Source organism: Streptomyces sp. NBC_01335 (assembly GCF_035953295.1).
Taxonomy (GTDB): domain Bacteria; phylum Actinomycetota; class Actinomycetes; order Streptomycetales; family Streptomycetaceae; genus Streptomyces.
Genome location: NZ_CP108370.1, coordinates 223,777 through 242,241, shown reverse-complemented (window position 1 = coordinate 242,241; position 18,465 = coordinate 223,777). Strand labels below are relative to the sequence as shown.

At 73.5% G+C, this 18,465-nt stretch carries 10 protein-coding genes and 1 pseudogene; 7 read left to right on the top strand and 4 right to left on the bottom strand.

Annotated elements, in window-relative coordinates:
* Window positions 1–78 precede the first annotated feature (78 nt).
* Window positions 79–888 carry a tyrosine-protein phosphatase gene (locus OG599_RS01015; RefSeq protein ID WP_327179893.1) on the top strand — a complete coding sequence of 270 codons (810 nt, stop codon included), beginning with the start codon at window positions 79–81 and terminating at the stop codon, window positions 886–888.
* Between the two features lie 8 nt (window positions 889–896).
* Here the strand turns inward: OG599_RS01015 and OG599_RS01010 are convergent, their stop codons facing one another.
* The gene (locus OG599_RS01010) at window positions 897–1,799 is read right to left on the bottom strand and encodes a LysR family transcriptional regulator (RefSeq protein WP_327173978.1); all 903 of its coding nucleotides are present in this window, start codon (window positions 1,797–1,799) and stop codon (window positions 897–899) included.
* A gap of 123 nt (window positions 1,800–1,922) precedes the next feature.
* Between OG599_RS01010 and OG599_RS01005 the strand changes: the two genes are divergently transcribed.
* Window positions 1,923–2,798 carry an NmrA family NAD(P)-binding protein gene (locus OG599_RS01005; protein ID WP_327173977.1) on the top strand — a complete coding sequence of 292 codons (876 nt, stop codon included), beginning with the start codon at window positions 1,923–1,925 and terminating at the stop codon, window positions 2,796–2,798.
* A 51-nt stretch (window positions 2,799–2,849) separates the two neighbouring features.
* On the opposite strand, the pseudogene OG599_RS01000 reads toward OG599_RS01005, so the two are convergent.
* From OG599_RS01000 to OG599_RS00990, 3 genes and pseudogenes are all read right to left on the bottom strand, one after another.
* A pseudogene (locus OG599_RS01000) lies at window positions 2,850–3,385 on the bottom strand (dienelactone hydrolase family protein).
* A 325-nt stretch (window positions 3,386–3,710) separates the two neighbouring features.
* Complete coding sequence (locus OG599_RS00995; RefSeq protein ID WP_327173976.1) at window positions 3,711–4,556, bottom strand: hypothetical protein; 846 nt, start codon at window positions 4,554–4,556, stop codon at window positions 3,711–3,713.
* Window positions 4,553–5,152, bottom strand: coding sequence for a hypothetical protein (locus OG599_RS00990; RefSeq protein WP_327173975.1), 600 nt, complete (start codon window positions 5,150–5,152; stop codon window positions 4,553–4,555). Before OG599_RS00990 ends, OG599_RS00995 begins: the two co-directional genes overlap by 4 nt.
* Window positions 5,153–5,362: 210 nt before the next feature.
* Between OG599_RS00990 and OG599_RS00985 the strand changes: the two genes are divergently transcribed.
* From OG599_RS00985 to OG599_RS00965, 5 genes are all read left to right on the top strand, one after another.
* Window positions 5,363–5,791, top strand: coding sequence for a J-domain-containing protein (locus tag OG599_RS00985; RefSeq protein WP_327173974.1), 429 nt, complete (start codon window positions 5,363–5,365; stop codon window positions 5,789–5,791).
* Between the two features lie 330 nt (window positions 5,792–6,121).
* Window positions 6,122–6,286 (top strand): hypothetical protein, encoded by a 165-nt coding sequence (locus OG599_RS00980; protein WP_327173973.1) that lies wholly within the window; start codon window positions 6,122–6,124, stop codon window positions 6,284–6,286.
* A gap of 122 nt (window positions 6,287–6,408) precedes the next feature.
* Entirely contained in the window at window positions 6,409–8,208 is a 1,800-nt protein-coding gene (locus OG599_RS00975; protein ID WP_327173972.1) for a 1-deoxy-D-xylulose-5-phosphate synthase, read from the top strand.
* 104 nt (window positions 8,209–8,312) lie between these two features.
* Window positions 8,313–13,601 carry a non-ribosomal peptide synthetase gene (locus tag OG599_RS00970; protein WP_327173971.1) on the top strand — a complete coding sequence of 1,763 codons (5,289 nt, stop codon included), beginning with the start codon at window positions 8,313–8,315 and terminating at the stop codon, window positions 13,599–13,601.
* Between the two features lie 39 nt (window positions 13,602–13,640).
* Window positions 13,641–18,206 (top strand): type I polyketide synthase, encoded by a 4,566-nt coding sequence (locus OG599_RS00965; RefSeq protein WP_327173970.1) that lies wholly within the window; start codon window positions 13,641–13,643, stop codon window positions 18,204–18,206.
* Window positions 18,207–18,465: the final 259 nt, after the last annotated feature.

Here is an 18,465-nt window from a genome sequence, read left to right as displayed (position 1 = left end):
TTTTCCGTTGTCGAATCGCCTCTGACATGCGACGTTGACACTTAAATGCGTGAAACGTCGGGAAAGAGGCAGTTCATCGTGCAGACCGCCCGGGCCGTCCCGGCCACCACCGTCGTCAATCTGCGGGATCTGGGCGGTATCGCCCTGGGCCACGGCCAGCGGATGCGGCAGGGGATCCTCCTGCGTTCGGGCCAGCTGAGCGAACTCGATCCCGAGCACGACATGGCGGTCGCCGCCCTCGGCGTCCGTACGGTCGTCGACCTGCGGACCGCCGACGAGCGCCACTGGGCCCCGGACCGGCTGCCCCCGAGAGCCAGACTCTTCGTCGCCGATGTGCTGGGCGGCAATCCCGGGGTCGCCCCGGCCCGCCTCAGGGCCCTGCTCGCCGACCCGGCCGCCGCCGAGGAGGCGCTGGGCGGGGGCCGGGCGGAGGAGGTGTTCGCGCAGACGTACCGTCAGATGGTGCTGTCCCCGGGAGCGTCGGCCGCCTACCGCGCCTTCCTGGAGACGGCGGCGGACGCTCCGGCCCGGCCGGTGCTCTTCCACTGCACGGCGGGGAAGGACCGCACGGGCTGGGCCACCGCGGTACTGCTGATGATCCTGGGGGCGTCCCGGGAGACCGTCCGGGCCGAGTTCCTCGCGGTCAACCCCGCCGTGCGCCTCGCTTTCGCCCCCTCCGTACAGCGCTTCCTCGACGCGGGAGGCGATCCGGCCATCGCCTCCGCCGTCATCGAGGCACGGCCCCACTACCTCGACGTGGCGCTGGACGCGATGGAGGAGCGGTGGGGCGGGCTCGACGGCTATGTGCGCAGCGGGCTGAGGCTGCCGGAGCCGGTGGTCGACCGGCTGCGCCAGGAGCTGACAGTCCCCGTCGGCGTACCGGTCTGAAGCGCGCTTCAGGCGGTCGCGCTCCGCGTCCGGGGCTCCGCCTGTGCGCGCTGGTCGGCGGCGATCGTGCAGGCGACGCGTACCAGGGCGGCGACGGCCGGTGAACGGGCGTCCTGGGGCCATGCGACGGCCAGGGTGCAGTCGGGAAGGTCGCTGACCGGCCGGTAGGCGACCCCGGGGCGCGGGTTGCGCCGGGCGACCGAGGCAGGTGCGAAGAACACGGTGGTGCCCGTTTCGACGAGGTTGAAGATCTCCGACAAGTTGGAGGCCGGGCTCGTCGCCCCGGGTCGGTGCGGCGCGGCGCGCCCCGCGTCGGCCGGCGTACCGTCGGGGAGGTTCCGGCCGGCCAGGTCCGCCAGGCACAGTCGGGTCCGGGCGGCCAGCGGGTCGGTGGCGGCCATGGCGACCAGGACCGGCTCGGTGATCAGCGGCTCGCTGTCCAGCCCGCGGTCGTCCATGGGGCAGAGCACGAGTGCCACGTCGGCCAGACCGTCGCGCAGTGCCTGGGGTTGTTCGCCGAACCCTCCGAGGACCAGTTCGGGAGGCAGTGCCGTGGGATCGGCGCTGTAGGCGTCCAGGATCCGCGGCAGGAGGCCGCCGTCGATGTCGGCCTTGAGCGCGATGCGCAGCCGGGGTGAGGCGCTGCCTGCGTGCCGAGCGCGGTGAGCGGCTGCGGTGACCGCCTCCAGGGCGGTTCTGGCGTCCCGCAGCAGGACCTCTCCGGCGCCGGTGAGTCTTACCTGCCGGGTGGTCCGCTCGAACAGCGTCACACCGAGCTGCCGTTCCAGTTCCCGGATGGTGCGGGACAGCGGGGGCTGCGCCATGCCCAGCCGGGCGGCGGCGCGCCCGAAGTGCAGTTCCTCCGCGACCGCGACGAAGTAGCGGAGCTGTCGCACCTCCGGATCATTCATACCACCAGGGTATCAATCGCGATCACATCGGTCCTTCACCTGCGCCGTCGCACCGCGTTCACTCGAAAGTGACCAACCGGCGACCCCGGGGATCGCCGTCGACCGCCACGCATGGAGGCACTCATGATCGTCATTACTACGCCGACCGGTGATATCGGCCGACAGGTCCTGGACCGCGTTCTGGACAGCGGGGAGTCGGTCCGGGTGATCGTCCGAGACCCCTCCCGCCTCCCGGAGCACGTGCGTGCGCGGGTCGAGGTGGTGGAGGGGTCCCACGCCGACGGGGATACGACCGCGAAGGCGCTGGAAGGAGCCGACCGGCTGTTCTGGCTCGTGCCCCCGGCCGGTTTCCGCGACGCCGGCCCCGCCGGGAGCTACTACCGGGACTTCACCCGCGCCACGGCCCAGCGGGCCGCCGACCGGGGCGTACGGATGGTGCACGTCACCTCCCTGGGCCACGGCTACCAGGACGAGGCCGGACTTCTGTCGGCCGCGCTCGACATGGACGAGCTGATCGCGAGTACCGGCGTGCGGCACCGCGCCCTGGCACTGCCGTTCTTCATGGAGAACCTGCTCAATCAGACCCAGCCGATCACGGAGCAGGGGGTGTTCTCCATGGCGAACACCGCGGACCGGCCGCTGCTGACCGTCGCCACCCGGGATGTGGCTGCCACGGCGGCGGCGCTCCTGCTGGACACCGCCTGGAGCGGACAGGCCCGCGTTCCGCTGGTCAGCCCCGACAGCCTGACCCCCGACGCCATGGCCGAGATCATCTCCGAGACCCTGGGCCGCACGGTGCGCTACCAGCAGGTCCCGCTCGCGGACTTCCGGGCCCGCATGGTGCAGCACGGCGCGAGCCCGGCGCTGGCCCAGGACATGGCCGACATGGTCAACGCCCAGAACAACGGAATCTACGACGCCGAACCCCGCGACCCGGCCTCCGCCACCGGATTCCGCCAGTGGTGCCAGGACATCCTCAAGCCGGCCCTCCACTCCTGATCGGCGGGCCGGTCGGTGCCCGGCGCAGCCGCCCGGGCATGTCTGCCCGGGTCATGCCCGCAGATCCTCCGTCACGGGCAGGCACTCGGCGAGCAGGTCGACGACGTCGCGCCAGGCTCGCTGCGCGTGCTGTGGGTGGTAGCCGACGCCGGGGACCACGGGGTGGCCGACCGGTGGGTGGTGGAAGGCGTGCAAGGCGCCGCCGTAGACCGTGGGGCGCCAGTCGACGCCCGCGGCCTGCAGCTCAGCGGTGAACGCGTTCCGTTGCGCGGGCGCCATGATCGGGTCTTCCGATCCGACCCCGGCCCACACCGGGCAGCGAATGCGCGCTGCCTCGCCCGGTCGGCCCGTGGTCAGGGCATTGACTGCGCGGCCCAGCGCCCGTCGTGAAGGCCGAAGGCCAGCGCCACGTATCCCAGCTCGGCGAGGGCATCGGCCCGGCGGCGCTCGACGTCGCTGACCCCCATGCCCTCCGGTCCGAGCAGCACCGCGGGCCGGCGGTCGGCACCGGCCGGGAGCGCGAGATGCCCGATCATCGTCAGACCGTCGGCCGGATACTCGACCGTACGCGTCGCAATCGTCGTCATGGGACCGGACTGCAGTGATCATCGAGCCCGGTCCGGCCGGTGTTCCGCCGCTGGCAGAACAGCGCGGGCATCCCTCGAAATGCGGTGAGGGCTCACCGGCTGGATGTGCTCGGTCAGGTACGGCGAGATGTGCGCCGGGTCCTCAGCCGTGCCGACAACCCTGCGGGGCGCTCCGTATCCACGCCGAGGCGCGCGGGCGGGGAACGCCCCAGCGGCCGGGAGGCACGCGGACATGTGTCCGTGTTCCTCCCGGCCGCTCGTGTTCCGGGGCCGGGGGCCGGAGTTCGGCCCGGGGCCGGGCTCCCGGTGGGCGGACCCGGGTGGGTCAGACCGCCAGCAGCCGGTCGGTGAGGTCGCGGTAGTGCTGGAGCACGATCCTCAGCTCCTCCGTCCGCTCGCCGTTCCGTCCGCCCGTGCCGTCCGCCCGCTCCTCGCTGCGCAGCGCGGTGCTCCGCTCCGTGAGTGCCTTGACCAGGTTCTGGGTGACCGCGTCGAGGGTCTCGCCGGCCTCCCGGACTGCGCGCCGCGGGTCCTCCACGAAGTCGCTGACCGCGTGCCGCATGCGCCGCTCCAGCTCGTCGTGGTCGGTTCCCCCGAGCAGGGCCCCCTCGTGATCCCGGCCGTTCACGGCGGACCCGGAGGTGCGGGACGTGGCGCTCGTGCCGAGGGTCTCCCGGTGCGTTCCGGCACGGTCCGTACGATCCGCGCGGTCCATGCCCTCCGTACGATCCGTGCGGGCCGCGCGGTCCATGCCGTCCGTGCGATCCGTACGATCCGGGCGGTCCACGCCGCCCGTACGGACCGTGCTGTTCGAGCGGTCCATGGGGGTCGCGCGGTCCGTGTCCCGCTTCGCGCCGAGGGCGCCGGTGCGATCGGAGTCCGCCGTCTTCGTCGCCGTACTCGTACCGTCGGCCGTGCGGTCGGCGCGGTCCGTCGCGAGGTTCCGGTCGGCGTGGTCGGCGCGGTCGGCAGGGTTCCCGGCGGTCCTGGGGGCGTGTACGGGCTTGGGGCCCGCGGCGCTCTCCGGGACGGCACCGGCGGCGGAGGGCTCGGGGGCCGTCGTCCGCGTCCGGTCGTCCGTGCGGCGGGCTTCCGCCGCCCTGTCGGACCGTTCACCGTCGGTCCGCTCGCCGTTGATCCGTTCACCGTTCGTGGAAGATCCGTAAGTCATGACGTCACACTTCCCTTCGCGTGGTGCTGCTTCCTCATGTCCGTGGCCCGGTCCCGTCCGGCCGGTCCGGCCGTCCGCTTCCCGAGCAGTGCGTCGAAGAGCGCGTGGGCCTCGACGAGGGCCTGACGCAGGTCCTCGGTGCCGCCCGCACCGTCGCGCGCCGTGTGCACGCGGCGGTAGGCGTCGACCTGCGCGGCGTGGTGGACCGACAGGGCCTCCGCGCGGTCCTCGACACTGCCCGCCTCCGGGAAACCGCGCTCCCGGGAAAGCTCGTCGAGAAGGTCACCGGCCTCGGTGACCGCGTCCTCGGGAGCGTCGACGAACCGCTCCTGAACCCGGGTCCAGCGCGCCGTGTACCGCTCCCGCGCCTCGTCCGACAGCGGCCGCTCGCTGATCGACCCGTGCCGCTTCACCCGCTCTTCCAGTTCCTGCTCGGCGAGCTTGGTGTCTCCCTGGTGACGGGCGAGCACCCGGTCGTACTCGGGTCCGAAGCGGCGCTTCAACCCCGCGCCGCCGGTCGCCCGCCCGCGCAGGAGGAGCCAGCCGGCGATCGCCGCGAGGACGACGACACCGACGATGATCAGTACGGTCGTCATGATCGCCGCTCCCCCCGTTCGCTGTCCGATCCGCAGTTCTCTCGCACAGTGGTCAACTCCCTCCGGTCCGGGCTCCGGCCGGTTGATCCGGCCGAGCGGGGTGCGTGAAGTCGTGTACCCCCGACCAGCAGTTCGAGACAGTGCCGATTCGAACAGGGGCGCTCCAGGTATCGTGGAAGGGTCCTGGCCGGAGTGCGGAAGAGGTGTCCCGTGACCGAACGGAAGCCCCCTGGCGTCAACTTCGACTCCTGGGTGGACCGGCAGATCCACGAGGCCGAGCAGCGTGGCGACTTCGCCTCCCTGCCGGGCTTCGGCAAGCCGCTTCCCGGACTGGGGCGTACCTACGACGAGGACTGGTGGATCAAGGAGAAGATGCAGCGCGAAGGACTGTCGGTCCTGCCGCCCGCCCTCGCTCTGCGCAAAGAGGCGGAGGACGTCCGTCGCGCGGTCACCGAAGCGGTCTCCGAGCGCCGGGTGCGGGAACTGCTGGACGCGATCAACGAGAAGATCGACGAGGCCGTACGGATGCCCCCGCCCGGCCCGCCGCTCAACCTCGGGCGCTTCGACGTCGAGAAGACCGTCGGGGAATGGCGCGCGGCACGGACCGGTGGCCGGGACGACGAGGGCCGGCCCGCCTGAAAGCCCGACGGCCGGGCCGCTTGTCCGGCCGGCACGGAGCATCTGTGGCCATCCGGCGTGCCAGTCTGATCGTGGCTGCCCACCACTCCGCCCCAAGATCTTCATCAGTCTTCCAGAGGTCGAACAAGACACGGTTTGCCACAACGCGCTTTTGCCCAACGCGCTTTGGCCACAACGCACTAAAGACAGTCCGGTGATCTCTGGGCTACGCTGACCCCGCACTCGATGGGGGCCTTGAGGCCCCGTCCCACCCTGCGTCCGCCGTCACCCGCGGCGCGGGTCGCTCTTTGTTCTCGCAGCGTCCGACGGACTTTCGAGGAGGAGTCACACATGCCGAACTCATTCTCTCGTTTTCTGAATGACGAGGAACTGAACAAGGTGCGCGACCTCTACCTGAAGGCGCTTCAGGAGGTCGAGCAGGCCGAGGCCGAGGTCGAGGAGCCGCAGGAGAAACCGGCCGATTCCGGCAACGCCCAGACCACCAACGAGGTCTGAACTCCTGTGAGCCCATCCGTCGCCGGCTACGACGCCGAGATCCTCGCCTCCTCATACGCGCAGGACGGCGTCGCGACGACAGGCCCCCTGAACTGCCGACCCGGCGACGGAGGTTCGACTGCATGACCGACCTTGACGTGTGGACGCCCGATTCTCTGCGCCGGCTGGACCCGGAGGATCTGCCCGATGTGGCGGCGCGGGTGCGCGAACTGCTCGTCAGCAGCGTCTCCGCCGGCGGCGGCCACCTGGGATCGAACCTGGGTGTTGTCGAGTTGACGATAGCGCTGCACCGGGTCTTCCGCAGTCCCGAGGACGTCATCCTGTGGGACACCGGTCACCAGGCCTACGTGCACAAGATGTTGACCGGGCGGGCTTCGGCCTTCAAGTCGCTGCGCGAACTGGACGGACTGTCCGGTTACCCCAGCCGGGCCGAGAGCCCGCACGACTGGGTGGAGAACTCGCACGCCGGCACGTCCCTGTCCTACGCCGCCGGGCTCGCCACCGCCTTCGCGGCTCGCCCGGCCGACCGTCACCGGCGGGTGGTGACCGTGACCGGCGACGGCTCGCTCACCACGGGCATGGCGCTGGAGGCGCTCAACGACATCGGTGACCGCGGGCTGGACGTCACCATCGTGCTGAACGACAACAACCGCAGCTACGCACCCACCACCGGCGCGCTGGCGCGGCACCTGCAGGACTCCCGGCCGGGTGTGGCACCCAGCGTCTTCGAAGCGCTGGGCTTCCGCTGTCTGGGACCCGTCGACGGACACGACCTGGGCGCTCTGGAGAGCGTTCTGGCCGACGCCGGCGCGGAGCGCGGCCCCCTGCTGGTGCACGTCAGGACCCAGAAGGGCCGCGGCTACCGGCCCGCCCTCGATGACCGTACCGAGCACATGCACGGCGTCGGCCCCTTCGACACCGACACCGGCCGCCAGTACACGCTGCCGCAGGGCCGGGTGTCGGCCGGTTCGGTGCTGGGCCCGTGCCTGGTGGAACTCGCCGCCGAGGACCCGGACCTGGTGGTGATCACGCCTGCCATGGGCGGCCCGTCGGGACTCGACGTCTTCCAGGAGCGCTACCCCGACCGTTTGTTCGACGTCGGGATCGCCGAGCAGCACGCCGCGGGGCTCGCCGCCGGACTGGCCATGGCCGGGCGGCACCCCGTGCTCTCCATCCACTCCTCCTTCCTCAACCGGGCCCAGGACCAGCTGCTGTTCGACATCGGGCTGCACCGGTTACCGGTCGTGGTGGTCGTCGACCGCGCCGGGATCACCGGCGGCGACGGCGCCTCGCACCACGGTCTCGGGGACTTCGCGCTGCTGCGCCAGATACCCGGGATGGCGATAGCGACCCCGTCGACCGCCGCCGAGATGCGCGGTCTGCTGCGGACCGCATTGCGGCACCCGGGACCCGTCGCCATCCGGTACGGGAAGGCGATCGACGACCCCGGGCCGCCGCAGGGCGGCGACGGGGTGACCGGGCCGGACGACGACCTGACGGCCTGGCAGGTGGAACCAGCCCCCGGCGGCGTCCTGGTCATCGGCGCCGGCGACCTACTGCCCTGCGCCACCGAAGTGGTCGCCCGACTGCGCGCCGCCGGAGTGCCGGCCGGGTCGGCCAACGCCCGCTGGATCGAACCGCTCGACGCGCGACTGTCCGCCCTGGCCGGAGAACACCGGATGGTCGGGGTCATCGAGGACCACTGGAGCCGCGGCGGTCTCGGCGCCGCAGTGCGCGAGTACCTCGCCGACGAGGACGTCGACACCCCGGTACGGGTGTTCGCAGTGGCCCACGACTATCTGCCGCACGGCTCCGTACCGGACCTGAGGGCCGCCTGCGGACTCACCCCGGACCGGATCACCGCCGATCTGCTGGCCCGCTGGACGGCCCTCACGGCGGGCGGCGGCTCCCTCCCGGGGTGAGGTCCACCGGGGACCGGCCCGCTGACCGGCGCCCAGCCCGGAACCCCCGACTGCAGCTTCCCGACCCTGTCTCCTCCTGACCGTCCCCCGACGGGAGACCCCCGATGACGTCCTGCCCGCCTCCGCCGTCCGTCACGACGCTCGTCGAACGGCTGCGTGCCCACGCCCGGAACAGTCCCGGCAAGACAGCCTTCCGCTTCCTCGGCGACGGAGAGAACGTCACGGACTCCCTGACGTACTCCCAGCTCGATGCGGCAGCACGCGCGTCCGCCGCACGGCTGGAGGCACTGGGCGAACCGGGCAGCAGGGCCGTACTCGCCCACACGCCGGGGCTGGACTTCGTCGTCGACCTGCTCGGCTGCTGGTACGCAGGGTTCGTCGCGGTGCCCGTCTACCCGCCGGTCGGCCGACGGGAGATCGACACCGCCCGGGACATCGCCGCCGCGACCCGGCCGGTGGCCGTTCTCACCGATCTGCCGTGGGCCATGGAGGAGATCACGGCCAGGACGCCCGATGCGGTGGTGCTGGGCCCGCTGGACCGTGCGGAGCAGGCGCCGGGCGGCTGGAGCGCGTCCGTGGTCGACACCGAAGCGGCCGCGCTGCTCCAGTTCACCTCGGGCTCCACCGGCACCCCGCGCGGGGTGGTCGTCAGCCACCGCCAGCTGGTCGCCAACCAGGGGCGGATGACGAAGACGTACGGGCAGGACGAGCACAGCGTCGTGGTGAGCTGGCTGCCGCTGTACCACGACATGGGCCTCATCGGCTCGGTGCTCCACCCGCTCCACCTGGGAGCCACCTGCGTCCTGCTCTCGCCGCTGTCCTTCCTGGAGAGCCCGGTCCGCTGGCTGCGGGCCCTGTCCCGCTTCGGCGCAACGATCAGCGCGGCACCGAACTTCGCCTACGAGCTGGCGGTGCGCAAGGTAGGGCAGGACGACCTGCGCACACTGGACCTCTCGACCTGGCGGACAGCCATCAACGGTGGTGAGCCGGTACGGCCGGAAACCGTCGTCTCCTTCGCGGCGCACTTCGCCGCGGCCGGCTTTCGCCCCGGCGCGATGACACCCAGCTACGGGCTGGCGGAATGCACCCTGCTGGTCTCGGCCGAGAGCTCCGCCGACGCCCCCGGCACATCGCCGGTCCCGGGCGGCGAGGGCGAGACGGCGGTCAGTTGCGGCGCCCCGCCCGCATCACTGTCGATCGTCGGGCCGGACGGCACGCCGGTCCCCGACGGCGAGTTGGGCGAGATCTGGATGACCGCTGCCGACCCCAGCATCGGCACCGGGTACTGGGAGCAGCCCGTCGCCACCGCCGAGCTGTTCGCGGCCCGGACGGCGGACGGCGAAGGACCGTATCTGCGCACCGGGGACCTCGGTTTCCTGGCGGGCGGCCGACTGCACATCGCCGGGCGCTCGAAGGACGTCATCGTGGTGCGCGGACGCAACCACTTCCCTCAGGACATCGAGTCCACGGTCGAGCAGGCGTGCCCGGCGATCAGGAAGGGCTGCGTCGCGGCCTTCGCGGTCGGCGCGCGGCTGGTCGTGGTGGCCGAGGTCCGGGGCGACACCGGCCCCGACGAGCTGTCCGCGGTCCGTGCCGACGTGGCCCGTCGGCACGGTCTGCGCCTGGACCACCTCGTCATCGTCCTGCGGGGGACCATTCCCAAGACGTCCAGCGGCAAGATCCGCCGCCGCGCCTGCCGGGACGCCTACCGTTCCGGCACCCTCCAGACGGTGTCGCCGCTGTCCCCGGTGGCCGGGGCGGACGGGGGCGCCGTGGTTCCGGCCGACGGGCCGGACGCCGCTCTCCTGGCGCTGCTGGGCGAGGTGCTGGGCGTGCCGGACGCCGCCGGCCTCCCCGGCGGCCGGACGCTGGCGGAACTGGGGATGGACTCTCTGCGTTCGGTCCAGCTCCAGCACGCCCTCCAGGAGCGGTTCGGCCGCACCGTCCCGCTGGAGGAACTGCTGCACGACGCCACGGTGGGTGGTCTGGCGGAAGCGGTACGCGCCGGCGCGCCCGGCCCGGGGCCGGACCCGGCGGACGGGCCGGACCCTTCACCCGGCGCCGGGAGCACGGCCGCAGGCCCCTGCCCCGCCGCAGGCCAGGACACTCCGTCCGGCCAGGGCACCACCCCCGGCCGGGAGCCCGCGCCGACGGCTTCGGCCGGGCAGCAGGCGCTGTGGTTCCTGGAGCACTCCTCCACCGGCGGATCCCGCTACGCCGTGACGCGCGCCGCGCGGCTGCGCGGCGGCGTGGACGCCGAGGTGCTGGCCCGCGCGGTGCGCGAGGTGATGGGACGGCACGAGGCACTCCACGCCCGGTGGACGGTGACCGGCGGCCGGGTGACCGCCGACCCGTCCGGCGCGCCCGTCCCCGAACTGGTCGTCCTGGACACCCCTGCCGACGGCCTCGACGCGCTGCTGGCCGCGCACGCCGCTGCCCCGCTCGACCCGGAACACGGGCCGCTGTTCCGGATCACCCTGATCCGCCCGGAAGGACAGGACCCCGTCCTGCTGCTGGCGGTCCACCACATCGCCGCCGACCTGTGGTCGCTCGGCCTGCTGCTCGCCCAGACCGGAGAACGCTACCGCGAACTGGCGGGCGGCGCGGACGGCACGGTCGGCGCCCTGGCGCCCGCACCCGGCATGTCCGAGATGGTCGCCGCCGAACACCGGCTGCTGACCGGGCCTGCGGGCGAACGGATGCGGGACGAGTGGATCGACCTGCTGGCCGACGCGGCGGACAACGAGCTGCGGCTGCCGCTGGACCGGCCGCGCCCCGCCACACGCACCTGGTCGGGCGCCCTGTTCCGGCTGCCGTTCGGCACCGCTCTGAGCGAACAGGTCCTGGCCACCGCCCGCCGGCTCGGCACCACGCCCTTCGCGGTACTGCTGAGTTGTCACGCGGTCCTGCTGGCCCGGCTGTCCGGCGAGCGCCGGTTCGTGGTGGGCGTACCGACCGCCGTGCGCCCCGACGCCCGTTCCGGCCAGGTGGTGGGCTACTGCGTGAACACCCTGCCGTTGCCGCTGGAGGTACCGGTGGAGGGCTCGTTCGCCGGACTGGTCAGCGACACCGCCGCCCGCTTCCGGCGGGCCCTGGCCGCCCGGCAGTATCCGCTGCCGCTCATCGCCGCCGCGGTCCGGCCGGTCCGGGACGCTGCGCGGGGCCCGCTGTTCGCCACCATGTTCGGCTGGACCGCGACACCGCCGGGCGCCCCGGACGGACTGTCCGCGCTCGCGGAGGAGATCCCCGGCCGCACGTGCCGGGTGGGCGGTCTGGTGCTGGAAGCCGTACCGCTGCCGCACACCACCGTGCTGGCCGACCTCGACGTCAGTGTCGCCGAGTCCGACGGCGAACTGATCCTGGTGCTGCGCTACGCCACCGAGGTACTGGATGACGTCACCGTGGAACAACTGGGCGAGCGGTTGTTGAGGGTGGCCGCGGCGGCGACGGCGGACGAGGACGTCCCGATCGCCGCCCTGACCGTCCTGTCGGACGAGGAACGCACGCGGCTGGCCGAGCTCACCGTGGGCCGCGGCCCACGGCCCGAGCCGTCACGCACCATGGCCGACTGCTTCGCGGACACCTGCGCCGCCCACCCCGATGCCCCGGCCGTGGTCTCGGCGGCGCGCACGGTCACCTACTCCCAACTGGGTGCGGAGGTCGCGGTGGCCGCGGCCCGGCTGGCCGGCGCCGCCGGTTCCGGCGCGGGGGCCCCGGTCGGCGTGCTGCTGCCGCCCGAGCCGCGGTTCGTCACCGCTCTGCTGGCCGCCCTCACCGCCGGCTGCTGCGTCGTGCCGCTGCTGCCCGCCTTCCCGGACGACCGGCTGCGGTTCGTCGCCTCGGACGCCGGGGTCGCCGCGGTCCTCACCGACCGCGCCCACGCGGCCCGCGCGGCCCGGCTGGCCCCTGGCCGCCCGGTGGTCGTGCTCGACGACCCGGCGCCGCCGCCGGCCGTACGCGTCCAGGGCCCGCCGAGTGCCGGCACCCCGGCCTACGTGGTCCACACCTCGGGCACCACCGGTACCCCGAAGGGCGTGCCGATCACCCACGCCAACGTGCTGCCGCTGCTGCTGTGGCAACGGGAACGGTTCGGTCTGGGACCCGGCACGCGGCTCCCGCAGACCCTGTCGCTGAGCTTCGACTTCGGCCTGCAGGAGGTGTTCACCACCGTGCTGTTCGGCGCCGCGCTGCACTTCCCCGACCAGGCCGAGCGGCTGTCCGCCCCTGGCTATGCCCGGTTCGTCCGGCGCGAGCAACTGACCATCCTCTACCTGACGCCGACCTTCGCCGCCGAACTGGCCGCCGCGGGCGTCGACATGCCCTCCGTACGCACGGTGGTGCTCGGCGGCGAGATGCTGACCTACGAGGCGCTGCGGGCGCTGACCGCACTCGTGGCGCCGGACGCGGTCTTCGTCAACGGCTACGGGCCGACCGAGGCGAGCATCAACTGCTCGATGCGCTTCGTCGACGCCGAGGAGGCGGGCACCGGCAGCGGCATCGTGCCGGTGGGGCCGCCGACCGGCCGCTCGCAGGTCGGTGTCCTCGACCCCTGGGACGACCCGACCGTGCCGGGCGGCTTCGGTGAGGTCGTCATCGGCGGGCCGGGAGTGGCCGCGGGCTACCTCAACCGGCCCGGGACCGAGGGCCGGGCCTTCACCACCGGGGCGGGCGGCGCGCGCCGGTACCGCACGGGCGACCTCGGCCGCCTGCAGCCGGGCGGCGACCTGGTCCTGCTCGGGCGGCTGGACGACCAGGTCAAGATCCGCGGCTTCCGGGTGGAGCCGGAAGAGGTGCGGGCCGTGCTGCTCCGGCACCCGGACGTCCTCGACGCCGTCGTGGTGGTCGAGGGGGACGGGAACCGCCGGCGGCTGGCCGCGGGCGTGGTGCCGGGGCCCGGCTTCGGCGTCCACGCGCTGCGCGCCTGGGCCGCCGAGCACCTGCCCGGACACGAGGTGCCGACCCGGATCGTTCCGCTCGACACGCTGCCGCGCACCGCGCACGGCAAACTCGACCGGGCCCGGCTGGACGAGTGCCTGGCGGCGGCCGCCCCCGCGCCGGCACGCGGCGTGCCCCCCACCCGGGCGGTGGAGCGCCGGGTCGCGGCGGTCTGGCAGGAGGTGCTGGACGTCCCGCGCGTCGGGTCCCACGACAACTTCTTCGACCTGGGCGGCCACTCGCTGCTGGTGGCGCCGCTGGTCTCCCGCCTCGAAGAGGAACTGGGTCTGCCCGGGCTGCCGTTGATGCTGCTCTTCGAGTTCCCCACGGTCGCCGAACTGGCGGCGCGTCTGGAGATCCTGCTCCACACCGGAACTCCGGACGACACCGGCCGCCCGGCGGTCGCCGGCCGCACCCGGCGGCGCGGCGCCCAGCACATCCGGATCACCTTCGGTTGATCCACGTCCCCCTTTGCCCGGACCGACTCTGGAGCGCAGTTGAACGGTCAGAAGCAGAACGACGCGATTCCCGCCGACATCGCGGTGATCGGCATGGGCTGTCGGTTCCCCGGTGCGGACAGCCCGGACCAGTACTGGCAGAACATCCGTGAAGGCGTCGAATCGATCCGGTTCTTCGACGACGACGAACTGCGGGCCGCCGGTGTGCCCGCCCAGATGCTGGCGAGCCCTCGCTACGTGCCGGCGTCCGCGGCCCTGCAGGAGGCGGAGGACTTCGACGCCGACTACTTCGGGTACGTGGCCCGCGAGGCCGAGTTGATGGACCCCCAGCACCGGCTGTTCCTGGAGTGCGCCCTGTGGGCCATGGAGGACGCGGGCTACGATCCGGCCCGCTACCCGGGGCTGGTCGGCGTCTACGCGGGCTCCACCATGAACACCTACCTGTTGGTGAACCTGGTCGGCAACCGCCGGATGCTGGACGCGGTCGGGGACCACGCCACCATGATCGGCAACGACAAGGACTACCTGGCGCTGCGGGTCGCCTACAAGCTCAACCTGCAGGGGCCGGCCGTCGCCGTGCAGACCGCCTGCTCCACCTCCCTCACCGCGATCCACCTCGCCGCGCAGGCGATCCTGGCCGGTGAGTGCGACATGGCCATCGCCGGCGGCGCCTCGCTGCGGATGCCGCACAACGCGGGCTACCTCCAGAACGCCACCGCGTCGCAGGACGGCCACTGCCGCAGTTTCGACGCCGACTCCACCGGCAGCGTGGTGGGCAACGGCGCCGGAGCTGTCCTGCTCAAGCACCTCGACGACGCGTTGCGCGACGGTGACCACATCCACGCCGTGATCGCGGGCACCTCAATCGGCAACGACGGCCGGGCCAAGGCCAGCTTCACCGCGCCGGGCGTCGACGGCCAGGCCCGCGCCGCCGCCGGCGCCATCGCCTCGGCCGGCCTGACCGCGGACGTCATCGACTACGTCGAGGCGCACGGCACCGGCACGCCGCTGGGCGACCCGATCGAGGTCGCCGGCCTCACCAAGGCGTACCGGCTCACCACCGACCGCGCGAACTACTGTGCCCTCGGCTCGGTCAAGCCGAACATCGGGCACCTCGACGCCGCCGCCGGGGTGGCCGGCTTCATCAAGACCGTCATGTGCCTGAAGAACAAGTCGATCCCGCCGGTGCTGCACTTCCGCACGCCCAACCCCGAGATCGACTTCGCGGCCGGCCCGTTCTACGTGCCGACGGAGCTGCTGCCGATGGAGGGCGAGCAGGGACGGCCGCGCTACGCCTCGGTGCACTCGCTCGGCATGGGCGGTGCCAACGCCCACGCCGTGCTGCGCGAGGCCCCCGAACCGGTGCCCGGCACGCCGGAGCCCGGCAGCCAGCTCGTGGTGCTCTCCGCACGCAGCGGGCCGGCCCTCGCCGAGCGGCTGGAGCAGACCGCCCGCTGGATGCGCGAGCACCCGGGGGCCGTACTGGCCGACGTCGCCTACACCCTCCAGGTCGGCCGGACCGAGCACGAGTACCGGGCCAGTGTGGTGGCCCGGGACCTGGCCGACGCCGCGAGCGCCCTGGGCGCCAAGGGCTCCGGGCGCATCCGCAGCTCCGAGACCGCGGACGAGGCCGGTTCCCTGGTCTTCCTCTTCCCCGGCCAGGGCAGCCAGAGCGTCGGCATGGGAGCCGAACTGCACCGCACCGAGCCGGTGTTCCGGGACGCGGTCGACGAGTGCCTGGCCCTGATGCCCGCCGAGGTCGCCGACCGCCTCCGGCCGCTGCTGCTGACCCGCCGCGACCCCTCGGCCGACGGTCTGACCTCCACCGACCTGGCCCAGCCCGCGCTGTTCACCGTCGAGTACGCGCTCGCCCGGCTGCTGATGTCGTACGGCCTGGAACCCGCGGTCATGCTCGGGCACAGCATCGGCGAGTACGTGGCCGCGACCCTGGCCGGCGTCTTCAGCCTGCCCGACGCGCTGTCGGTGGTGGCCACCCGCGGCCGGCTGGTGGCGGCCCTGCCGGGCGGTTCGATGCTCGGAGTGCCGCTGCCCGAGGCCCGGGTCCGTGAGCTGATCGGCGACCAGGAACTGTCGATCGCCGCGGTCAACGGCTCGGCGCTGGTGTCCGTCGCCGGGGAGCACGCGGCGGTGGACGCCTTCGAGGCCCGGCTGCGCGCCGACGGCGTCGTGACCCGGCGGCTCCGGGTCTCCCACGCCTTCCACTCCGCGATGCTCGACCCGGTCCTGGCCGACTTCACCGCCGAGGTGGCCAAGGCGGCACTCAACCCGCCGGCGATCCCGGTCGTCTCCGGCGTCACCGGGCGGCCGCTGACCGCCGAGGAGGCCACCGACCCCGCCTACTGGGGGCGTCAGCTGCGCGAGGCCGTCCGGTTCGCCGACGGCCTGCGGGAGGCCGTGGCGCCGCCCGGCAGCGTCCTGATCGAGGTCGGCCCCGGCCGCCAGTTGTCGGCGCTGGCCGGTAACGAACTGGGCGCGCGCAGCGCGCCGGTGGCGACCCTGATGCCCGGCGCCGACCAGCGGGGCAGCGAGCAGGCGGCCCTGCTCGACGGCCTCGCCGAGCTGTGGCACCAGGGCGTGCGCATCGACTGGCAGCGCACCCATGAGCACCCCCGCCTGCGGGTCCCGCTGCCCACGTACCCCTTCCAGCGCACCCGGTGCTGGATCGACCCCGCTCCGGACGACGGGTCCGCCGCGCCGGAGGCGGCGCCGCGCGGGCCGCAGGAGTGGATCCACCGGCCCCGCTGGGTGCAGCTGCCGCGCGAGACGGCCGGGGCCGCGGGCCGCACGGCCGCACCGGGCGCCGTCCTGGTGCTGGCCGACCGGTCCGGTGTCGGTGCGGCCCTCGGTGAGCGGCTGACCGCTCTGGGCGGCCGGGTCACGCTGGTGGACGCCGGCGCCGACCCCGCCGCCGCACTGCGGGCGGCGCTGGCCGCGCCCGGCTCCCGCCCGGACGCCGTGGTGCACCTGCGGGCGCTGGACGCCGCCCCTGGGGACGGCGTCGAGCAGGAACAGGCCCTCGCCCTGCAAACGTTGCTCGACCTGCTGCCGGCCGGCGGGGCCGAGCCGCCCCGGCTGCTGTATGTCACCCGCCACGTGTTCGATGTGACCGGCGAGGACCCGGTGCGGCCGGGCCTGGCCACCGCGGTCGGCTTGTGCCGGGTCGTGCCGCAGGAGACCTCCTGGGACTGCCGGGTGGTCGAACTCGACCCGCGCGACCCCGGCGAGCGCCTGTCGGAGACGGTCGCTGACCTGGTCGCCGAGCTGGACGACCAGGCGACGCATGCCTCCCCGGTGGCCCTGCGCGGCCGCAACCGGTTCGTCCGCGCGCACGTCCGGGTGGACGTCGGAAACCAGGCCCCGGCCGCGCACGGCGCCCATCTCCTGGTCGGCGGCCTCGGCATGATCGGCCGGACCCTGGCCGCGGAGATCCTGTGCGACCCCGCCGCCCGCGTGGTGCTCTACGACCGTGCCGATCCCAACGCACTCGCCCCGTCGGCGCGGCGGCAGCTGGAGGAACTGCGCGCGCTCGGCGGCGACCGGCTGACCGTGCGCAGGGGCGACGCAGAGGATGCCGCGGCGCTGACCGCGGCGGTCCGGGAGGCGGCGGCCGCGGACGGCCGTCTCGCCGGAGTGGTCTACACCCCGGGCATGTCCGTCTTCGAGGGCATCCGGGCCGTGCTGGACTCCTCGCCCGAGCTGTTCGCGCAGCACATGGCCACCAAGATGACCGGGCTGCACGCGCTGGACGCGGCGCTGGACGGGGTGGCGTACGACCGCTGCCTGATCGTCGGATCGCTCTCCAGTCTGCTGGGCGGGGTGGGAGGCGGTGCCTACACCGCGGCCAACTGGTACGCCGACACCTATGTGGCGCTGCGCAACCGGACCGCGGCGCGCCGCTGGCTCAACGTCCAGTGGGAGCACTGGCGGGAGGCCGACACCCCCGGGCTGCGGGACGCGGCCGACTGCGGGCCGCAGGAGGCGAAGGAGCTGTACCGCCTGCTGACCGCGGCGGGCGGCGACGGACCGTTCACGGTGTGCGCGGCCGACCCCGACGTGCGCGAGGCGCTGGCCCGGCAGGCCGAAGCCGGCTCCGGCGTGGTTGCCGCGCCGGCCGGCGGCGGACCGGCGGGAGCGTCGTCCGCCGGGACGGCCAAGGGACGGCCGAAGATGTCCGTGCCCTTCGTCGCGCCGCGCGACAAGACGGAGGAGTACGTCGCGGGCCTGTGGCGCGACCTGCTCGGCATCGACGAGATCGGGGTCCGCGACAGCTTCTTCGAGCTGGGCGGGCAGTCCCTGCTGGCCATGCAGCTGGTCGGGCGGCTGCGTGACGCCCACGGGATCGAACTGCCCCTCGGCGAGATCTTCCAGGAGGCCACCGTGGCCACGATCGCCCAGCTGATCCGGGCCGGCGGTGAGACACCAGCCGGCGGCCCGAAGGCCGCCGCGGGAGAGGAGCCGGCCGTGGACGTGGGGGTCGGCGAGGTCGCCTCGGCGGAACTGGAGGCGCTGCTCAACGAGATCGAGGGGCTGTCAAGCGCCGACATCGAGGCCGCGCTGGGCACCGAGGGCGAGGAGAACGCCTGACACCCGCCCCCGGGGGCGGGCCGACCGGGCCGCGGGGTGGACGAAGCACCTGCTGAGCGACTCCACCCCGCGTCCGACGCGCTTGCGCTCCGCGGGCTGGGCCGTGTCCGACCATGCGCGTCGGGTCAGCGGGTGGTGTCCGGTGCGGTGCCTCGCAAGGCGGAGGACCGCCCCGAGTACGGGATGTACCCGGGCGGTCCGACAACGCCGCGAGGCGCCGTGCCGGGGATCGCCCGCCCGGCGGGAAGGGGCAGACACG